Annotated in this window: 19 protein-coding genes and 1 pseudogene; 12 read left to right on the forward strand and 8 right to left on the reverse strand. The window is 40.3% G+C overall.

Annotation, left to right across the window (positions count from 1 at the left end):
• Positions 1–3 precede the first annotated feature (3 nt).
• Together ACQKL5_RS13175 and ACQKL5_RS13180 are read right to left on the reverse strand one after the other, a co-directional pair.
• Positions 4–1,116: an MBL fold metallo-hydrolase gene (locus ACQKL5_RS13175; protein WP_427609320.1), complete on the reverse strand. Its 1,113-nt coding sequence runs from the start codon at positions 1,114–1,116 to the stop codon at positions 4–6.
• 153 nt (positions 1,117–1,269) lie between these two features.
• Positions 1,270–1,971, reverse strand: a complete 702-nt coding sequence (locus tag ACQKL5_RS13180) for a hypothetical protein (protein WP_427609322.1) — start codon at positions 1,969–1,971, stop codon at positions 1,270–1,272.
• A 227-nt stretch (positions 1,972–2,198) separates the two neighbouring features.
• On the opposite strand from ACQKL5_RS13180, the gene ACQKL5_RS13185 reads away from it, so the two are divergent.
• From ACQKL5_RS13185 to ACQKL5_RS13195, 3 genes are all read left to right on the forward strand, one after another.
• A complete protein-coding gene (locus tag ACQKL5_RS13185; RefSeq protein WP_427609324.1) occupies positions 2,199–2,717 on the forward strand; it encodes a GrpB family protein in 519 nt (172 codons plus the stop codon).
• Positions 2,718–2,747: 30 nt separating this feature from the next.
• Positions 2,748–3,050 carry an ArsR/SmtB family transcription factor gene (locus ACQKL5_RS13190; protein ID WP_427609326.1) on the forward strand — a complete coding sequence of 101 codons (303 nt, stop codon included), beginning with the start codon at positions 2,748–2,750 and terminating at the stop codon, positions 3,048–3,050.
• 100 nt (positions 3,051–3,150) lie between these two features.
• The gene (locus tag ACQKL5_RS13195) at positions 3,151–4,164 is read left to right on the forward strand and encodes an LLM class flavin-dependent oxidoreductase (protein ID WP_427609328.1); all 1,014 of its coding nucleotides are present in this window, start codon (positions 3,151–3,153) and stop codon (positions 4,162–4,164) included.
• A 577-nt stretch (positions 4,165–4,741) separates the two neighbouring features.
• Here ACQKL5_RS13195 and ACQKL5_RS13200 read toward each other — a convergent pair.
• Positions 4,742–5,515, reverse strand: a complete 774-nt coding sequence (locus tag ACQKL5_RS13200) for a Cof-type HAD-IIB family hydrolase (protein WP_427609330.1) — start codon at positions 5,513–5,515, stop codon at positions 4,742–4,744.
• 280 nt (positions 5,516–5,795) lie between these two features.
• Between ACQKL5_RS13200 and ACQKL5_RS13205 the strand changes: the two genes are divergently transcribed.
• Positions 5,796–6,191, forward strand: a complete 396-nt coding sequence (locus tag ACQKL5_RS13205; protein WP_427609332.1) for a hypothetical protein — start codon at positions 5,796–5,798, stop codon at positions 6,189–6,191.
• A gap of 152 nt (positions 6,192–6,343) precedes the next feature.
• On the opposite strand, the gene ACQKL5_RS13210 is transcribed toward ACQKL5_RS13205, so the two are convergent.
• Positions 6,344–7,033 (reverse strand): type 1 glutamine amidotransferase domain-containing protein, encoded by a 690-nt coding sequence (locus tag ACQKL5_RS13210; RefSeq protein ID WP_427609334.1) that lies wholly within the window; start codon positions 7,031–7,033, stop codon positions 6,344–6,346.
• Positions 7,034–7,107: 74 nt separating this feature from the next.
• Here ACQKL5_RS13210 and ACQKL5_RS13215 point away from each other — a divergent pair, with 74 nt between their 5' ends.
• Positions 7,108–7,443, forward strand: coding sequence for a MerR family transcriptional regulator (locus ACQKL5_RS13215; RefSeq protein ID WP_427609336.1), 336 nt, complete (start codon positions 7,108–7,110; stop codon positions 7,441–7,443).
• A 92-nt stretch (positions 7,444–7,535) separates the two neighbouring features.
• On the opposite strand, the gene ACQKL5_RS13220 is transcribed toward ACQKL5_RS13215, so the two are convergent.
• Positions 7,536–8,402 (reverse strand): SDR family oxidoreductase, encoded by an 867-nt coding sequence (locus ACQKL5_RS13220; protein WP_427609496.1) that lies wholly within the window; start codon positions 8,400–8,402, stop codon positions 7,536–7,538.
• Positions 8,403–8,762: 360 nt separating this feature from the next.
• Here ACQKL5_RS13220 and ACQKL5_RS13225 point away from each other — a divergent pair, with 360 nt between their 5' ends.
• Positions 8,763–8,936 carry a resistance to Congo red protein gene (locus ACQKL5_RS13225; RefSeq protein ID WP_427609338.1) on the forward strand — a complete coding sequence of 58 codons (174 nt, stop codon included), beginning with the start codon at positions 8,763–8,765 and terminating at the stop codon, positions 8,934–8,936.
• Between the two features lie 63 nt (positions 8,937–8,999).
• Here the strand turns inward: ACQKL5_RS13225 and ACQKL5_RS13230 are convergent, their stop codons facing one another.
• Positions 9,000–9,551 (reverse strand): GNAT family N-acetyltransferase, encoded by a 552-nt coding sequence (locus ACQKL5_RS13230; protein ID WP_427609340.1) that lies wholly within the window; start codon positions 9,549–9,551, stop codon positions 9,000–9,002.
• Between the two features lie 203 nt (positions 9,552–9,754).
• Between ACQKL5_RS13230 and ACQKL5_RS13235 the strand changes: the two genes are divergently transcribed.
• From ACQKL5_RS13235 to ACQKL5_RS13245, 3 genes are read left to right on the forward strand one after another with little or no spacing between them, the layout of a single operon-like run.
• A complete protein-coding gene (locus ACQKL5_RS13235; protein ID WP_427609342.1) occupies positions 9,755–9,997 on the forward strand; it encodes a sigma factor in 243 nt (80 codons plus the stop codon).
• A gap of 6 nt (positions 9,998–10,003) precedes the next feature.
• Positions 10,004–10,228, forward strand: coding sequence for a sigma-70 family RNA polymerase sigma factor (locus tag ACQKL5_RS13240; protein WP_427609344.1), 225 nt, complete (start codon positions 10,004–10,006; stop codon positions 10,226–10,228).
• On the forward strand, positions 10,218–11,795 hold the full coding sequence (locus ACQKL5_RS13245; RefSeq protein WP_427609345.1) for a DUF5643 domain-containing protein: 1,578 nt from the start codon (positions 10,218–10,220) through the stop codon (positions 11,793–11,795). Before ACQKL5_RS13240 ends, ACQKL5_RS13245 begins: the two co-directional genes overlap by 11 nt.
• 117 nt (positions 11,796–11,912) lie before the next feature.
• Here the strand turns inward: ACQKL5_RS13245 and ACQKL5_RS13250 are convergent, their stop codons facing one another.
• A complete protein-coding gene (locus ACQKL5_RS13250; RefSeq protein WP_427609346.1) occupies positions 11,913–12,329 on the reverse strand; it encodes a hypothetical protein in 417 nt (138 codons plus the stop codon).
• A gap of 126 nt (positions 12,330–12,455) precedes the next feature.
• Between ACQKL5_RS13250 and ACQKL5_RS13255 the strand changes: the two are divergent.
• Together ACQKL5_RS13255 and ACQKL5_RS13260 are read left to right on the forward strand one after the other, a co-directional pair.
• A pseudogene (locus ACQKL5_RS13255) lies at positions 12,456–12,563 on the forward strand (winged helix-turn-helix transcriptional regulator); the annotation flags it as partial.
• Positions 12,564–12,813: 250 nt separating this feature from the next.
• Complete coding sequence (locus tag ACQKL5_RS13260) at positions 12,814–13,914, forward strand: metallophosphoesterase (protein ID WP_427609348.1); 1,101 nt, start codon at positions 12,814–12,816, stop codon at positions 13,912–13,914.
• A gap of 132 nt (positions 13,915–14,046) precedes the next feature.
• Here ACQKL5_RS13260 and ACQKL5_RS13265 read toward each other — a convergent pair whose 3' ends face one another.
• The gene (locus tag ACQKL5_RS13265) at positions 14,047–14,607 is read right to left on the reverse strand and encodes a TetR/AcrR family transcriptional regulator (RefSeq protein ID WP_427609350.1); all 561 of its coding nucleotides are present in this window, start codon (positions 14,605–14,607) and stop codon (positions 14,047–14,049) included.
• Positions 14,608–14,756: 149 nt separating this feature from the next.
• Here ACQKL5_RS13265 and ACQKL5_RS13270 point away from each other — a divergent pair, with 149 nt between their 5' ends.
• Positions 14,757–15,515, forward strand: a complete 759-nt coding sequence (locus ACQKL5_RS13270; RefSeq protein WP_427609352.1) for an SDR family oxidoreductase — start codon at positions 14,757–14,759, stop codon at positions 15,513–15,515.
• The last annotated feature ends 58 nt before the right edge of the window (positions 15,516–15,573 follow it).

Below are 15,573 nucleotides of genomic sequence, written 5' to 3' on the forward strand. Positions count from 1 at the left end.
CCGTTATTTCCACTTGCGATCGTTAATTGAAAATGTCAATTTTTCCGGTTTCACATAATCATCTGGATCCGAGATGAATCGTAGTGTAGGCCGTTTTGATTTTGGTAGCCTTTCGAGTTCAGTCTCGAGAGCTTCTTGATAATTGATTCCTTTTGTCGTGATAGGTGGTGCCCAATTATCGTGATGGGTAGGTACGAACACTTTTGGTTGGAGAGCTTCAATATACATTCTAGGGTCCCGTAACCCGTTGGTGAACTGGTTGAATCCCATGATGGCTCCGACCTGTACATCCGCTTTGGGAAGGTCGCCGAGTACATTAGTCAATTCAGGGGCATCCTCTTTTATTGGGCCTGCTGAATCGTTCCAGGTGAGGTTGAATTTGCCGACCTTAAACTGATAAAGCAATGAGCCCCCTTCTTCATCAGTCAGCGCACTATGCAGGAGTTTTTTGAATTCCTTCGGTTTAGCTGGATGTTCCACGGCATAGCTCAAATCAGTGACGGTCAAGAGTGGCTTGCTTGGATCGCTTAAATCATTAGGCTTCAGATCGGAGTGAATATGCTTGACTGCCGTGATCTCTACCCCTTTTAAAAAGGAAAGCTGTGAAGTCGTACCGATTTCCGCATCTTCGGGAACGGCATGTATGCAGGCTACATCCACATCCTCTTCTACCTGTCCTTTTATATAGTCGCAATGCTCAGGTGTTCCGACAAGCTTGGCACCTGACTTTGAAATGATCTCGGCAGCATCCGCCGCATGGTCAAAATGAGCATGGCCGAGGAACAGGGCTTCCGGTTTCAGCTGGGCCAGCTCATCTGAAGAAGTAGGGACATATCCCGTAGATGTCCCTCGTGGAACCCAGGAATCCAGTAGGACAACATGGCCATTTATGGCAGCGGCGAAGTTGGATACGCCAAACCAGGAGAGGATGACCTTATCTTTTCGAATAGCCCCGGTCTTGTGGTTCACATGTTCTTTGCCAAAGAACTTTTCGCGTGCTTCAATCATTTGCTTCTTATCACTATCCATGGGTTTTGCCTCAACAGGTGAAGCTGTGCTTCCTAGCTGCAAGGCAAAGAATCCCAGGATGATAAACAACAATAGTTTCCGCCTCATATATATGAACCTCCCGAATAGAATGGATTTGTTATATGTCTAAAGTAATATTTCCCGTTCCATCGGCCTAGTAAACTAGTGAATGTGCTAACTGAATGGACTCATATAAAAACGGCTGAATCGATTACGATCCAGCCGTTTTATTTAGAGGTATCACCTGGAATACAGCTCCCGGATGAATTCACTATCTTTGTTGTTAAAGAATCTCTCCACGTTTTCTTCCGATGGCACTTGTCGAACAGTAAAAGGGATATCTTTCTTTTGAATCGTTTGGTCGATCTTCTTGATAGCAGGAAGATTACCTTCCAAAACCCCGTCCCACATATCGATTTTCTTTCCATCTTTAAAATGGAGGATGTACTTCCCATTAAAATAACGTTGGTGAGGAGTCTTTGTGCTAGCTATAATAGAATAATCGATAGCAACGGATTGCACATCGTTCTTCCAGGAATATTCCGCATCTTTCATACGCCAAAAGGAAGAAAGTTGAACCTTTTCATCAGTGACCACGAGTGCATGTGTCACGGCTAAATAAAGAAAGGGGAGTGATATAAGAATGGGAAACCTTACTAAACTCCAAATCGTTAGAGCGTTTTTCTTGAACTCAAGAAAAGACTTTTGGTGAATCCCTTGTTTAATAGAAAAATAGATTCCAAAAGTGGCCATTCCATAGAGAGCGGCACTTATGTAATAGACCCAATAGCTACTAGCAGGCGTACCATAAAAAAGGATTCCTTCGGTATGATGTAGTTGCCTGTTAATCCAATAAAAAATAAAGAACCAGAGGGCGCAAAAAGGGATGTACCAAATGAAAAAACGCCACCATTTTGCTTTCTCGGATGTTTCTTTCCCCACGGTTACTCCTCCTATAAGACTATTTTTTCGACAATGATTATTAAACTATATCATACATGTGGTAAAATAAACCAATTGAAGGAAAACGAAAAACTCAATCAATTAATTCCTTATATTGGATATTGGAAGGTTTTTTTCCGTTCAGTCAAGAATATAGAATGTAGGTCTATTTGTGAATGTGCATTCATAGTGAAAAGAGACATTATGTAGTGAAGAAGGTGAATGGTATGAGGAAAGTGGAGGTTGTTTCTCATCAGGAAGAGTGGGCACAAATGTTTCAAGATGAATGTGAAAAGTTAGTAGGGGTATTTAAGAATGAGATTCAGAACATCTACCACATTGGAAGTACAGCCATCCCTACGATACATGCTAAACCGGTCATTGATATCTTGGTGGAAGTGAAGCGGCTAGATCGTGTGGATGAGCATAATGGCGATATGAAGAGCATCGGATATGAAGCCATGGGAGCCTATGGAATTGCCAAGCGGCGTTTTTTTGTGAAAGGTGGTGACGTGAGGACCCATCATGTTCATGTTTTCCAAAACGGAAATGATGAGATTACCCGTCATGTGCTATTCAGGGATTATATGATTGCCCATCCAAAAGAAGCTCAAAAGTATAATCAGCTTAAGAAAAGATTGGCAAAGGTATTTCCCAATCGGATGGATGAATACATAGAAGGAAAGAATAAGTATATAAAAGAAATAGATAAACGGGCAAAAAAGTGGGGGGCCTCGTCTAATTGACATATCTAATTAATTAGATATAATGAATGCATGGATCATTTACTCATTTTCAAAGCATTATCTAATGAAAAAAGACAGTTAATCTTACAGTGGTTAAAAAATCCTGAAGAAAACTTTATTCATCAACAACATGATGGACAGTTCAATGATGGAGTGTGTGTAGGGAGTATCCAGGAAAAAGCGGGCCTCGCACAATCCGTTATCTCTAGTTACCTTGATATGATGCAAAAAGCGGGTCTGTTGGAGTCCAAACGAATTGGTAAATGGACATATTACCGTCGTAATGAGCAAGTCATTCAGGAATTAGGGGAGTTCATAAAGAAAGAGTTATAGGTAGACGTTCACAGAGACTCTGCCTGTATTTTTACGATAACATATCTACATATTTAGATATGAGGAAATGAAAACGTTTAGAAGAAAGGATCATACACACATGAAAAATGCTACTAAACAACTTCAAGATCTATCATTATCCGTATTGGATTTAGTTCCGGTTTTACAAGGAAAAGTGCCTGCGGATTCGTTTCACAACGGCCTTGATTTAGCTAGAAAAGTAGAGGAATTTGGCTATGAACGGTATTGGCTTGCGGAACACCATAATAGCCCTGGTGTCGCAAGTTCTGCCACATCGCTATTAATCGGTTATATTGCGGGAGGCACATCCAAGATCCGAGTCGGTTCAGGGGGAATCATGCTTCCGAACCATGTACCACTAGTGGTCGCGGAACAATTCGGGACACTGGAATCACTCTATCCGGGCAGAATCGATTTAGGTTTAGGACGAGCGCCGGGAACGGACCCCGTAACAGCACGGGCTCTAAGACGAAATGTCGGAGGTTCCGGGGAAGACTTTCCTTCCAATATCGTGGAATTACAAAACTATTTAAGCACGAATAAATCTGGGACTGTTCGGGCGTTTCCTGGTGAAGGCACGAATGTCCCTATATGGATACTCGGATCTAGTCTATTTAGTGCCAGACTTGCTGGCATGATGGGCTTGCCTTATGCGTTCGCGAGCCACTTTGCCCCATCTTATCTGAAACGGGCGCTAGAACTCTATAAGGAGTCTTTCCAACCTTCTGAACAGTTAAAAGAACCCTATTCGATTGCATGCGTGAACGTGGTTGCGGCCGATACGAACGAAGAAGCCGAACGCTTGGCAACGTCCCTGAAATTGTTCTTCCTGAACGTGATCAGGGGAGGGCAGGAACTATTGAAACCGCCTGTCGATAACATGAATGGGTACTGGAACCCGTACGAAAAAGCTGCTGTGGACCAGATGTTGGAATATACCTTCATTGGTGATTCCACTAAAATCAGCGATGAACTACAAACGTTCCTGGATGAGACACAAGTGGACGAAATCATGGTGTGCTCACATATTTACGATCACGAAGCACGGGTACGCTCGTACGAGATTGTGTCAGAAATCGTTAAAAATAAATAAGGAACTAGCCCCGGTTGCGGTAGCGGCCGGGGTTTTCTTTGTGCAGTGGGTGGTGTTGGACCGATATATGGATGGGCATGACCGATAAAACATTAAAGTAGACCGATATAAGCTGCAAATAGACCGATATAATACCGAAACCGACCGATAAAATCCCTGATGAGCGTCAACACTTAAAAATTTCATCCCCATTCATGGCTAAAACCCCGGTACATAGCAAAAAAACTCGTAAACAATGAGACATAATCTCTGTTTACGAGTCCTATATCACAAGAAAATCAGTCAAAATACGTAATAATCACTGAAAAAGGTCATTTACTATATTAATATAGTAAAAATAACGAACACGTTAAAATAATGGTCGCTATTAAGAACAAAAACCAAAAGTGAATATGCATAAAAATTCATGAATTAATTCGAGGTGTTTCTTTTGTTTCGTAACCACGACTAGTACAGAACGTAAAGCGAATGGAAAAAGGCAAAAACGTAGAATGAAACTGTCCGCTCCACAAAGACCACTTTCCATAAGAAAGCGTGAAATAGGATCATGGCGCAGACTGTTTTCCTCTAGTGTCGTTTATAATATGCCGAAATTTTTCAAGGCAAATTCAATTCCATCTTCATTTGATTTCTTCGTAACAAAATCGGCTACCTTTTTTAATTTTTCATGTCCATTGCCCATGGCTATTCCAATTCCGACCAATTCGAGCATATCGATGTCGTTCTCTCCATCACCAAACGCAATAGCTGCAGATTTATCTATAGCGAAGTACTGTAAAACTTTTCGAATAGCTAGAGACTTAGAAATCTCTTTCTGTAAAATATTCAATACGAATGGATGCCATCGTTTAAATGTGAGGTGAGGGAATCTGTGCAAGTATTTCTCGATACTTTCTTCAGAAGCATACAGGCACATTAGGTATACTTCCTGTTCGTAGATGAGCTGACTTGTTGGGGGATAATCATGTAAGGACAGAGTTTCTTTCAACGCCTTTAATATCTTGTTATCTTTCACGCCGTTCATGCTGAAATCTTCGGTGAAGAATGAGAGAGCGTGGTTCTCAACGTGTGAGAATTCATAGACTTCCTTGATGATATGTTTATCTAACGGCACTTTATGAATGACTTCCTGACCATGCTTCGCATATGCACCGTTTGCTGTTATGAAAGTGTCTATTCCTAATTCTCTTATTTCCTTGCACATCGATAGTGGCCTTCCCGTTGCTGCTACGACTTTTATTCCTTTGTTCTTTAAAGTAAGTATGGCTTCTTTAGTAGTAGCTGAAATACTACCATCTTCATGATGTGTTATCGTACCATCTATATCAAAAAATACAATTTCGCAGTCCATATATAGCCCCTTTGTAAGTAAGTTTCTATTCGGAAATTTAAATTATTTACCTTAATATACAATAATACCCATATTTATATCATACTATATTAGCTACTTTCAGGGGCATATTTTTGTTGAAAAAAAGAGTATCTTACCTGCGATATACCTCGAAGATTAATAACAAGGCTATGAATTATGTTAAATAAGTGGGTTACTATGCGAAGAAATAAATGTAAGTTTATTCCATTTTGTTATATAATCAATTATACAGATACTATTTAAATGGATAGGGGGATTTATGAAAAAATCTTTTAGAGTTCTACTTGTTTTGGTTGTCGGGGTAATAATTACTGGATGTAGCAATGAAACGCTAAAAAGTGAAAACAACTCCAATTCAAAAAATACTACCGAGAAGAAAATAAGTTACAATGAAGAACCAAATACATCAGTTTCTTTAAATGTTTCCAATTCACCAAATGCTACCGATATGAACATAAACTATGAGGATATACAAATTATTTCTGAATCAGTGGAAAACGGGATGAAAACCATTAAAGTATTTTATCCGAAAGATACCCTCTATATACCAACAAGATATAATGGGGATCATTCGTATAAAGGAGATCTAAAATTAGAAGACATTATTATCGCTACAAATGGTTGGGTTGCTACGTTTAGTGGGAGACTTGATTAATGCTCATTAACCTTGTCCTTTGACAAATCTGATAACAAAAAAGGAGAAGCAACCTTTTATCTGGTTGCTTCTCCTTTGGAACTCCTTATCAGAACGGTTTCTGAGGCAGAAATACGCTAAAGAACGTACTTTAAATAGCCTGTATTATCCTATTATTGTGCAGATTTTAATAGTTTGATGACTTCTTTGGCAACTGAAGCACCTGATGCTGGGTTTTGTCCAGAGACAACGCGACCATCAGATACGGCGAATGCTGCCCAGTCTTCGCCTTTTACGTAATTTCCTCCTCGATTCACAAGCTCATCTTCTGTTAAGAAAGGAACTGCTTTGTCTAAACCAAGTGCAATTTCTTCCGTATTGGCAAAGCCCGCAACCTTTTTGTCGGCAATTAAGTAGTTGCCTTCTGCATTTTTAATGTTTAATAAGCCTACAGAACCATGGCATACAGCTGAGACGATTCCGCCGTTTGCATGGATGGCACTAGCGATAGTTTGTAACTTTTCATCATCAGGGAAATCCCACATTACCCCGTGCCCACCTGTATAATAAATGGCATCATAATCTTCAGGATTAACCTCATCTGCCGATAAAGTAGTACCTAGTTTCGCCAAAAATTCATTGTTTGAATAATATTGCCAATCCAATTCAGTCATTTGATCTGCTTCCAGACTGTGTGGATCAATCGGTGTAAACCCACCTTTAGGGCTAACGTAATCGATTTTATAGCCTTCTTTTTCCACCTCGTCCACGAAGTGAACAGCTTCTCCCAACCATAATCCTGTTGCGCGTTCTTGATTTGGATATTTGGAAACATTAGTGACTACTACTAAGATATTTTTCATTATACAATCTCCTTTTTGTTTGATAGTATGTACATTAAAGGTTAAACCATACTTTAAGTCAAGGAGGATGCATTTTGTACTCCATTCAAAAAGCTAGCCTATTAGCTCAAGTGCCTTCAAGCACTATCAGATATTATGAAAAAATTAACCTAATTCCTCCTATTAAGAGAAATAAACAGGGTCATCGTACATTCGATGATAAAGACATTGAAATCCTTAACTTAATAAGATGTTTCCGAAGTCTAGGCATGTCGATTGAAGATATAAGAGCAAGCATTTCGAATATAAATTTAGAACATGAAGATACGAATATGAAAACAATTTTATCTCAGCATAAGAAAAAATTAGAAGATCAAATTGTTATTTTAAATGCTTACATCCATGAAATTGAGGAAAAAATAGTTAGTTGATTTTTTAGGCTGTTTTAAAGTAAGCGATACACTTATGAATTAAATAATAGAATGAAAGACCGAAAGCATTTACGCTTTCGGTCTTTCGGGTATTAAGAGGACATCGTAATTCCGCCATTGATATGAATGCATTGGCCTGTAATGTAGGCACCTTCATTCGATGCGAGTAATACGTAGGCTCCGGCGTGATCGGCTGGTTGACCTGGGCGGCCAAGTGGTGCCTCGGTTCCGAATTCTTCTACGGTTTTTTCATCGAATGTTGCAGGAATAAGTGGAGTCCAGATTGGACCTGGCGCTACCATGTTGACACGGATTCCTTTGCTTGCCACGTTTTGAGCGAGGCTTCGTGTGAATCCGACGATTGCACCTTTTGTCGCTGTATAATCCATCAATGTCGCGTGTCCTCTATAAGGGTTAATTGATGTCGTGTTAATGACCGAATTCCCTTGTTTCATATGAGGGACCGCATATTTGCTCATGTAAAATACGGAATAAATATTGGTGCGGAACGTTTTGTCCCATTGCTCGCCCGTGATATCTTCGATGTTCTCGGTCGGATATTGCACGGCTGCGTTATTGACAAGGATATCTAATTTGCCGAATTCGTCCAATGTCTTCTGTACCAATTCCTTGCAATTAGCTTCCACGGAAACATCAGCAGGGAGTAGTAAACAACGCACGCCTTCCGCTTCAATCAGTTTCTTTGTTTCTTCTGCATCACTGTCTTCGTTCAAATAGTTCACGACCACATGAGCGCCTTCTTTTGCATAGGCAATGGCGACCGCACGTCCGATTCCACTGTCTCCGCCAGTAATTAGGGCGACTTGGTCTTTTAACTTACCGCTTCCTATGTAGTCCGTTGGTTGAATAGGGAGTGGATTCATCTCTGATTCAATTCCAGGCTGTTTGGACTGTGTTTGTCCCGGTTGTCCATTTTTTTGCTGTTCATAGATATTGATATTCAAAAAAATCTCCTCCTTCAAAATATTAATCTACTAATATTTTAGCCATCCTGGAGGGGAGTTAAACATATATTTCCTAAAGGATTACTAGGAAAACGTTTACAAGATAGTGAGAAGTAGACTGGTCCATTTCCCTTCTATATAAGGGCCGGAAAAAGAAAATGTGGATAAATTCCGACCTCGATTCCATGATACCCCCTGTTATAATACAAGGTTTTAAGATGAAATGCGTTATTAAGAACGTAAATCCACATGAATAATCGGTTTCCATTTGATTTTCCAATTTTAATCTTACGGTGTGGATAAAATGTGAATATTTTTAATATATAATATATTATTAGGTGAGGAGTGATAGATATGAGTAGTTTTAATATAGGAGATATGCTATATCAGTTATTTTTTATTGGGTTTATCGTCTTAATTATTTGTTTAATCGTTTCTATTTTCCGTTCTAGCAAAAAACGCAGAATGCAAATGGATAGATTGGAAGAGAAAATCGATGCTTTGAATGAACAGCTGCGTGAAAAGTAGAACCTAACAAGGAAACGTCTCAATAAGAAAAGCACCCAAATTTTTCAGGTGCTTTTTTTGATGTTACCGTTCTTCCTGCTTCCACTCTGCAGCCAGCATACCATAGACGATATGATCCACATAATGGTCATATAACCATTCCGCTTGTCTGAGGCATCCTTCGTTCACATACCCAAGTCTTTCGGGTATTCCTCTACTTTTCTTATTCTTAACTGCTACCCTGATTTCCACCTTGTTCAGTTGCAACTCGTTGAAAGCATATTCAGTCAATGCCTTGGCTACTTTCGTCATCACGCCACGACCCTGAAATTCCTCACCTAGCCAATACCCAATATAAGCTGTTTTGTTTGCCCAATTTAGCTGGTTATACCCTGCAATACCGGCAATTTCCCCCTTATATAAGATGACCGTTGTCATGCTCGTATTGCCAGAAAAACCGTTCAAGCAATGTTGAATATAGGCTTGTGTATCTTCAATCTTGGTTGTCCTATCCAGCCAAGGCAGCCATTCTCGCAAATAGTTTCTCGAATGATTCGTTAACTTAAAAATTGCCTTGGCATCCTTACTTTCTAGTATTTTCAAAGAAACTTCTTTATCAATCTTATGTATAAACATCGGCAATTCCTCCTATTTATTTCTTTTAATTGTATAATTTTACTATAAGAATAGATAGAGTCTTTTAAATATTTAGTGGCAAGGGAACTTTTTGCATCCATACTTACTCTAATTATAAAAGGGGCAGGTGTGAAGGAGGAGCTAGCGTTGTGATCACATCCATTTCGGAGGATATAATACTAAAAAAAATAAAGAAACATGATATGAATGCAGTGATAGATTGGTTTACTGCTAGACAATCAAAGTTTTACAAACTGGGGTGGGCATATCTGAAGAATCACCAAGATGTGGAGGATGTTTTTCACAATACAATCATGAAAGTACATGGCAAAATAGGTCAGTTGAAGGAAGATCAGTACTTCGAATCATGGATGACGGCGATTTTCATCAATGAGTGCCGGGCCATTTATCGAAAAAGGAAGCCGAGCTCGCTGGTGGTTCAGTAAGATACCGTGAACAACCCTACATTTCAATCACACTTGGAAATGTTGGATGACTTGGATCAATTGGATGAAAAGTACCGGGAATTGATCATGTTACGGTATCTTCAAGGGTATTCACAAAAGGAAATCGCATCGATTTTCAAACTGCCGGTCGGAACCGTCAAATCAAGATTATATAGAGGGCTTTTGATGCTGAGAAAAATAATGGAAGGCGGTGACGTAAATGAAGTGTAGAGATGTACAAGCCCACTCACTGGATTATCTGGAAGGCATTCTAGATGAGGTGAGAACAAAAGAGGTGGAAGAACACTTACAGGAATGTGAAGGTTGCCGAATGGAAATGAACGGGTTGCAACAGGTGACTGTGAGCCTACAGTCAGGACATGATGGCATAGTAGTTCCGGAGGATTTCATGGCTGGGGTACGTGCTAGGATTTCCACCACACAAAAAGGCAGCCGCAAGTTTATGTCCACCCATCGCCTTCGGGTGATAACGGGCATGGCCGCCGCGTTATTCTTACTGGTATTCATGGGGACGGCGATAGCGACGAATGGCTTTGAAAGTGTAATGGATTGGTGGAAGGATTCAACCAATAAGCAAACTGAGCAGGTGGAAAACTATATCCAGCAGGGACTTGGAGATAAGGTGAACCTTGTGGCTGAAAGTAATGGGGTGAAGGTGACCATTACAAATGTGGTGGCCGATGACATCCAGACGCTGATTTATTATGAAGTGGAAGATAGAAAGAAGGAGAACAAATATGGCATCAATTTCAGCGAAGGGCTGAAAATCGCTAATCAAGATCGAGATTGGGACAAGGAAGATGATTCTACTTTTTCTCCTGCTACCAGCAGTATGGCTCTTTATACGGAAGATGATTATGTCTATAAGGGCAGGCTCGGTGCCATCCCGATGTCTACAGATGAAGGGGTCATACAATTGGAACTTACTAAGCTGGAGAAGATGATAAATGCACCAGAAGACGGAGGCATTCCTAATGGAAATGGGGAGTTCATTGAAGGGGAATGGCAGTTTGACATTCCTGTGAAGAAACATCCGGCCCTTGTATATGAGATTAATAAGAAAACCAACATCGAAGGAATTCCTGTTTTTTTTGACAAAGTAACCATCGCCCCGACGGCGACAATCTTATCTTATCGCTACCGGAACGATAATGATGAGAAAAACATGGAGTACCTTCAAATGGCCAGTATCGAAAGTGAAGGAACATTTGTTTATCCAATAATGGGTAGCGGTGGTGGGGGAGGAAGCACAGCTGGCTGGAATTCAACGGAGGCAACATTTGAATCCCTATATTTCGATCATCCAAAGGAGATCCGTGTCCATGTGGGTCCTGCTTCATTTTTTGTAGAGGATTCAGCCCGTTTTGCGATCGACCCTTCAGTAGAGCGCCCACAGACATTTGAATATTTGGGGAATGATATTTCTGTCGATTCGATAAAGGTCGGAAAGCCTACTGAAGTCGTGATGAGCGAAGAGCTTCAACCCAAACGGAAATACGAAACGCTCCGTTATCATTTTTATGATAAAGATGGGCAAGGATCATCAGGCGATAGCAGGGATGGCTACTACAGAGATAAAGAGGGGCACACCTATAAAGCGAGTGAGAATTTCCACCGTTTGAACGAATTGGAGCAACCGAGATTCTTCTCGACCGATCATCAAATCAAGCTATCAACGGATGATGAAAAGGAACCTTTTGTCCCCATCGGGATAGAGATTGAGGGGTATTCCATGACTACCTTTTACGACCAAGTGATTGAGATTCCTTTGGATTGAAGTCGCAAGTAAAAGTCTGATACGCCGTCAAATCGTATCAGACTTTTATATTTATAGATTTCCATTTTATAGTATGGCTATGTTAAAGTTATTGGTTGATTTAAAAAAGCCATTGATTTATTCTTCGACCAAAGATCTGTTAGTGAAGTAAAAAATAACGAAGCCGACTAACCCAAGTAATATTTGGATGATGCTTACTATCAGAAATTGTCCTGTTGGTAAGTACCATTCTCCCACCAACCTAGTTGATATAATCGTACAGAAGAAGAGCAAAGCACCCATAGTGAAGGTCATTAAAAATATTATTTTTTCTTTCTTAATATATCCCCAAATGGAAGCAAAGGCATTTCCCATTCCAAAAATAATCATTCCAAATAAAGCTAGGCTCGCCCAACTATTAAATGGCAATTTACCTATCCACTCGGGTGGGAATGTATCGAAAACTCCTCTTCCTAAAAGCATGGACACACCCATATAAAAAGCTCCTAAAGACAACAATAAATTGTAAAAATTCAAAATGTTTTTTAGTAACATTCTTTTAATCTCCTTTCATTCCCACTTTAAATGGACGGCTTTGTTTCTCCCGCTAACAATTTTCGTTATCATTCGCTTGGTGAATACTAATACCATACTATAAATATCTAAAATTTCCCACGAAAATTAGAGTATTCACTCACTGAATATGGTAAAACGCTTGAGTCCGTAATGAAGTTTTTACATGAAGGGGGAGTTAAGCATCTAAAACACCTTGAAGAAGTCAAAGATTGACTATAACTTGAGGGACATCTAAAAAAGTACTATAGAAAAACCATGAAAATTGGTATGGGTTTTTCTACTTTGAATCTTTAATAATGAGATTGCATTTCACCAAGCGTACGCTTCTCGCCATCTAGTTAAAAACATTTAAAAGGAAATTTTTAGCCATTTGATGTATGATTCTAACAATTATAATGCTCATTTGCAGAGATAATAAAGTATAGAATGGAGATTGGAAAATAAAACGTTAGGGGGAATCCATATGCTCATCCTCATTTTAATCATCGCGTCGCTGCTTTATGGCGGTCTCGTTTATTATATCGGCTGGCGGGGATTTCGTTGGCTCCGTCCGGAATCCTCAAGCCGGCGTTTCAAGATTCTTTATAGCCTTATTGTTATCCTTGCATCTAGTTCCCTTATCGTCGGCCGCATGTCTGGACTCACAATCATAAATATTGTGGGTGCCTACTGGATGGCCTGCTTTTATTTGCTGTTGCTGCTCGTTCCCCTTGCCCATATTACGGTGATCATCCTGCGTCTTACTCGGCTACCGAGACATAGAACGCAGAAATGGGCAGGTTTCATCACTATGGGGCTGGTTGTTTTTTTTCTAGCATACGGGACATATAACGCGTACAGCCCCGTTGTTCGCAACTATGATATCAAGATGGAAAAAGGCTCCTCAACTCTTGATAGCCTTCATATTGCGATGGCGGCGGATACACACTTTGGTCTGCTGTCAGGTAAAAATCACGCGGAGCGTTTGGTTAAGGAATTGAACGCGATCCATCCGGATATCATCCTGTTGCCAGGTGATCTCTTCGATGATGATATTCAGCCATTCCTTGATCAGAAAATCGATCAGACCTTATCCAAACTCGATGCCCCATACGGAGTCTATGCATCGCTTGGAAATCATGATAAGCATGATGGGACTATGCAGGAACTAATCAAGGCATTGGAAAAAGGCGGAATCACTATTCTCTATGACGAGAAGGTAGACGTTCAAGGGCAATTCACGCTCATCGGCCGCAAAGACCGAACCGACCGCAACAGGCTGCCTTTAGACTCACTGATGGAAGGTGTAAACCTTGCGAAACCTACTATTTTATTGGAGCATCAACCATATGAACTGGAGATAGCACAGCAGGAAGGCGTTGACTTGATGGTTTCTGGACATACCCATGGAGGGCAAGTCTTCCCGGGTAACCTCATTACTGATGCGATATATGAAAATGATTGGGGCTATTTCAGAAAGGAACAGATGCAGTCGATTGTGACATGTGGTTTTGGTTTTTGGGGTCCGCCTATCCGGATTGGTACACGCTCTGAAATTGTTTCGATTCAAGTCCAGTTCGAATAGGGGAGTCTAGCACTAACAAACCTATGCTATAGTCTAGATTTCAGAGAGAAGAAACCCAGTAACATCATTCAAGGTTACTGGGTTTTCTAATGTGCGAAATCATCTCTTAAGTTACAGGTAAGTAGTCCATCTTTATCGGATTTTATTGTTCATGAGAAGTAATTGCTCGCTTAAAAATTCAGGCGTTTCTTGAAAACCGCGGGACACCCATTCGATGATCATTCCCAAGATGGCATTGGCCTGATAGCTTGCGGTGTAATCTGGGTGCAAGGAGGATATAGCAGGTGTATTTTCTTCAATGGAATGCTTTAAGTAATCGCGGATGATGTCAAACAAATTATAATAATACATCAGTGGAGCTTTTCTGTTGAAAACAATGGAGTAGAAGGTGTCGAAAGTCTTTACATGATGAAAAATACGGACCATATGCGGCTCTAAATGGGAGAGGTGATTATTCGTTAAATGAAGGGGCTCATAATAGGCCTTCTTCAAATCAATCGTGATTTCTTTAAAATACATTTCGAATAACTCAGGTACATCCTGAAAGTGTAAATAAAACGTACCCCGATTTACGTTGGCTTCTCTGCAAAGCTCCGAAATGGACACCTTTTCAAGCGGTTTTTCTTTCAGCAAGGTTAATAAAGCGGTTTGTAAATTCTTTTTCGTTTTGATTACCCTTAAATCTTTTTTCATAATTTTCTCCTTTATCGGACACAATAGGATGAATCTGTTCATTTATGAACACTTACATCTTTTTTTGTCGATTGCACATACCTTTAGATTCATTATAATTTTTATTGAACAAGTGTTCAATAATTGACACTATTAAAGGGGGATTTTTCATGAAATTACAAGATAAAGTAGCGATCATTACTGGTGCAGCCTCAGGTATGGGGAAAGCCATTGCCGAAGGATATGCAACTGAAGGGGCAAAAGTAGTAGTTTCGGATATGAACTTAGAGGGTGCTAAAGCCGTTGCTGAAGCCATCGTGGCTAATGGTGGAACGGCATTTGCAATCGATACGAATGTAACAAAAGACGAAGATCTAGAGCGCCTATTCGATGAAACGGTAAAAACATACGGCAAACTAGATATTTTAGTGAATAACGCTGGCATCATGGACGGAATGGAACCTGTTAACGAAATCGCAGACAATCGTTGGGATATGATTTTTGCTGTAAACACAACGGCCGTCATGAAATCCATGCGCATCGCGACAAAATTATTCCTGGAACAAGGAAATGGCGTCATCGTAAATAATATTTCTGCAGGCGGTCTACATGGTGGACGTGCAGGCGCAGCATATACAGCTTCTAAACACGCGGTTGTTGGTTTGACTAAAAACACGGCATTCATGTTTGCTGACAAAAACATTCGCTGTAATGGTATCGCACCTGGTGCTGTCATGACGAACATTGGTTCATCGATGACTAGCGTTTCCGAAGTGGGTATGGCTCGTCAAGGTTTAGGTATGGCACTTAACCCACGTATCGGCCAATCAGAAGAAATTGCTAAATTGGCGATCTTCTTAGGATCTGAAGACGCAAGCTTCATTAATGGCCAAGTCGTGACTGCTGATGGCGGTTGGACAACTTATTGATTCAATCTTTATCATCCTTTAGCTTCTTGCAGAGCATCTTAGAGCCCACAAAGCTTTA

Origin of the sequence: Peribacillus sp. NPDC097675 (assembly GCF_050277655.1) — a bacterium.
GTDB lineage: Bacteria > Bacillota > Bacilli > Bacillales > DSM-1321 > Peribacillus.

What these genes read in the sequence shown, in the direction of transcription:
- ACQKL5_RS13175 (WP_427609320.1), bottom strand. Translation starts at nt 1,116, where the DNA reads ATGAGGCGGAAACTATTGTTGTTTATCATCCTGGGATTCTTTGCCTTG.
- ACQKL5_RS13185 (WP_427609324.1), top strand. Translation starts at nt 2,199, where the DNA reads ATGAGGAAAGTGGAGGTTGTTTCTCATCAGGAAGAGTGGGCACAAATG.
- ACQKL5_RS13190 (WP_427609326.1), top strand. Translation starts at nt 2,748, where the DNA reads ATGGATCATTTACTCATTTTCAAAGCATTATCTAATGAAAAAAGACAG.
- ACQKL5_RS13195 (WP_427609328.1), top strand. Translation starts at nt 3,151, where the DNA reads ATGAAAAATGCTACTAAACAACTTCAAGATCTATCATTATCCGTATTG.
- ACQKL5_RS13200 (WP_427609330.1), bottom strand. Translation starts at nt 5,515, where the DNA reads ATGGACTGCGAAATTGTATTTTTTGATATAGATGGTACGATAACACAT.
- ACQKL5_RS13205 (WP_427609332.1), top strand. Translation starts at nt 5,796, where the DNA reads ATGAAAAAATCTTTTAGAGTTCTACTTGTTTTGGTTGTCGGGGTAATA.
- ACQKL5_RS13210 (WP_427609334.1), bottom strand. Translation starts at nt 7,033, where the DNA reads ATGAAAAATATCTTAGTAGTAGTCACTAATGTTTCCAAATATCCAAAT.
- ACQKL5_RS13225 (WP_427609338.1), top strand. Translation starts at nt 8,763, where the DNA reads ATGAGTAGTTTTAATATAGGAGATATGCTATATCAGTTATTTTTTATT.
- ACQKL5_RS13230 (WP_427609340.1), bottom strand. Translation starts at nt 9,551, where the DNA reads ATGTTTATACATAAGATTGATAAAGAAGTTTCTTTGAAAATACTAGAA.
- ACQKL5_RS13235 (WP_427609342.1), top strand. Translation starts at nt 9,755, where the DNA reads ATGAATGCAGTGATAGATTGGTTTACTGCTAGACAATCAAAGTTTTAC.
- ACQKL5_RS13245 (WP_427609345.1), top strand. Translation starts at nt 10,218, where the DNA reads ATGAAGTGTAGAGATGTACAAGCCCACTCACTGGATTATCTGGAAGGC.
- ACQKL5_RS13250 (WP_427609346.1), bottom strand. Translation starts at nt 12,329, where the DNA reads ATGTTACTAAAAAACATTTTGAATTTTTACAATTTATTGTTGTCTTTA.
- ACQKL5_RS13260 (WP_427609348.1), top strand. Translation starts at nt 12,814, where the DNA reads ATGCTCATCCTCATTTTAATCATCGCGTCGCTGCTTTATGGCGGTCTC.
- ACQKL5_RS13265 (WP_427609350.1), bottom strand. Translation starts at nt 14,607, where the DNA reads ATGAAAAAAGATTTAAGGGTAATCAAAACGAAAAAGAATTTACAAACC.
- ACQKL5_RS13270 (WP_427609352.1), top strand. Translation starts at nt 14,757, where the DNA reads ATGAAATTACAAGATAAAGTAGCGATCATTACTGGTGCAGCCTCAGGT.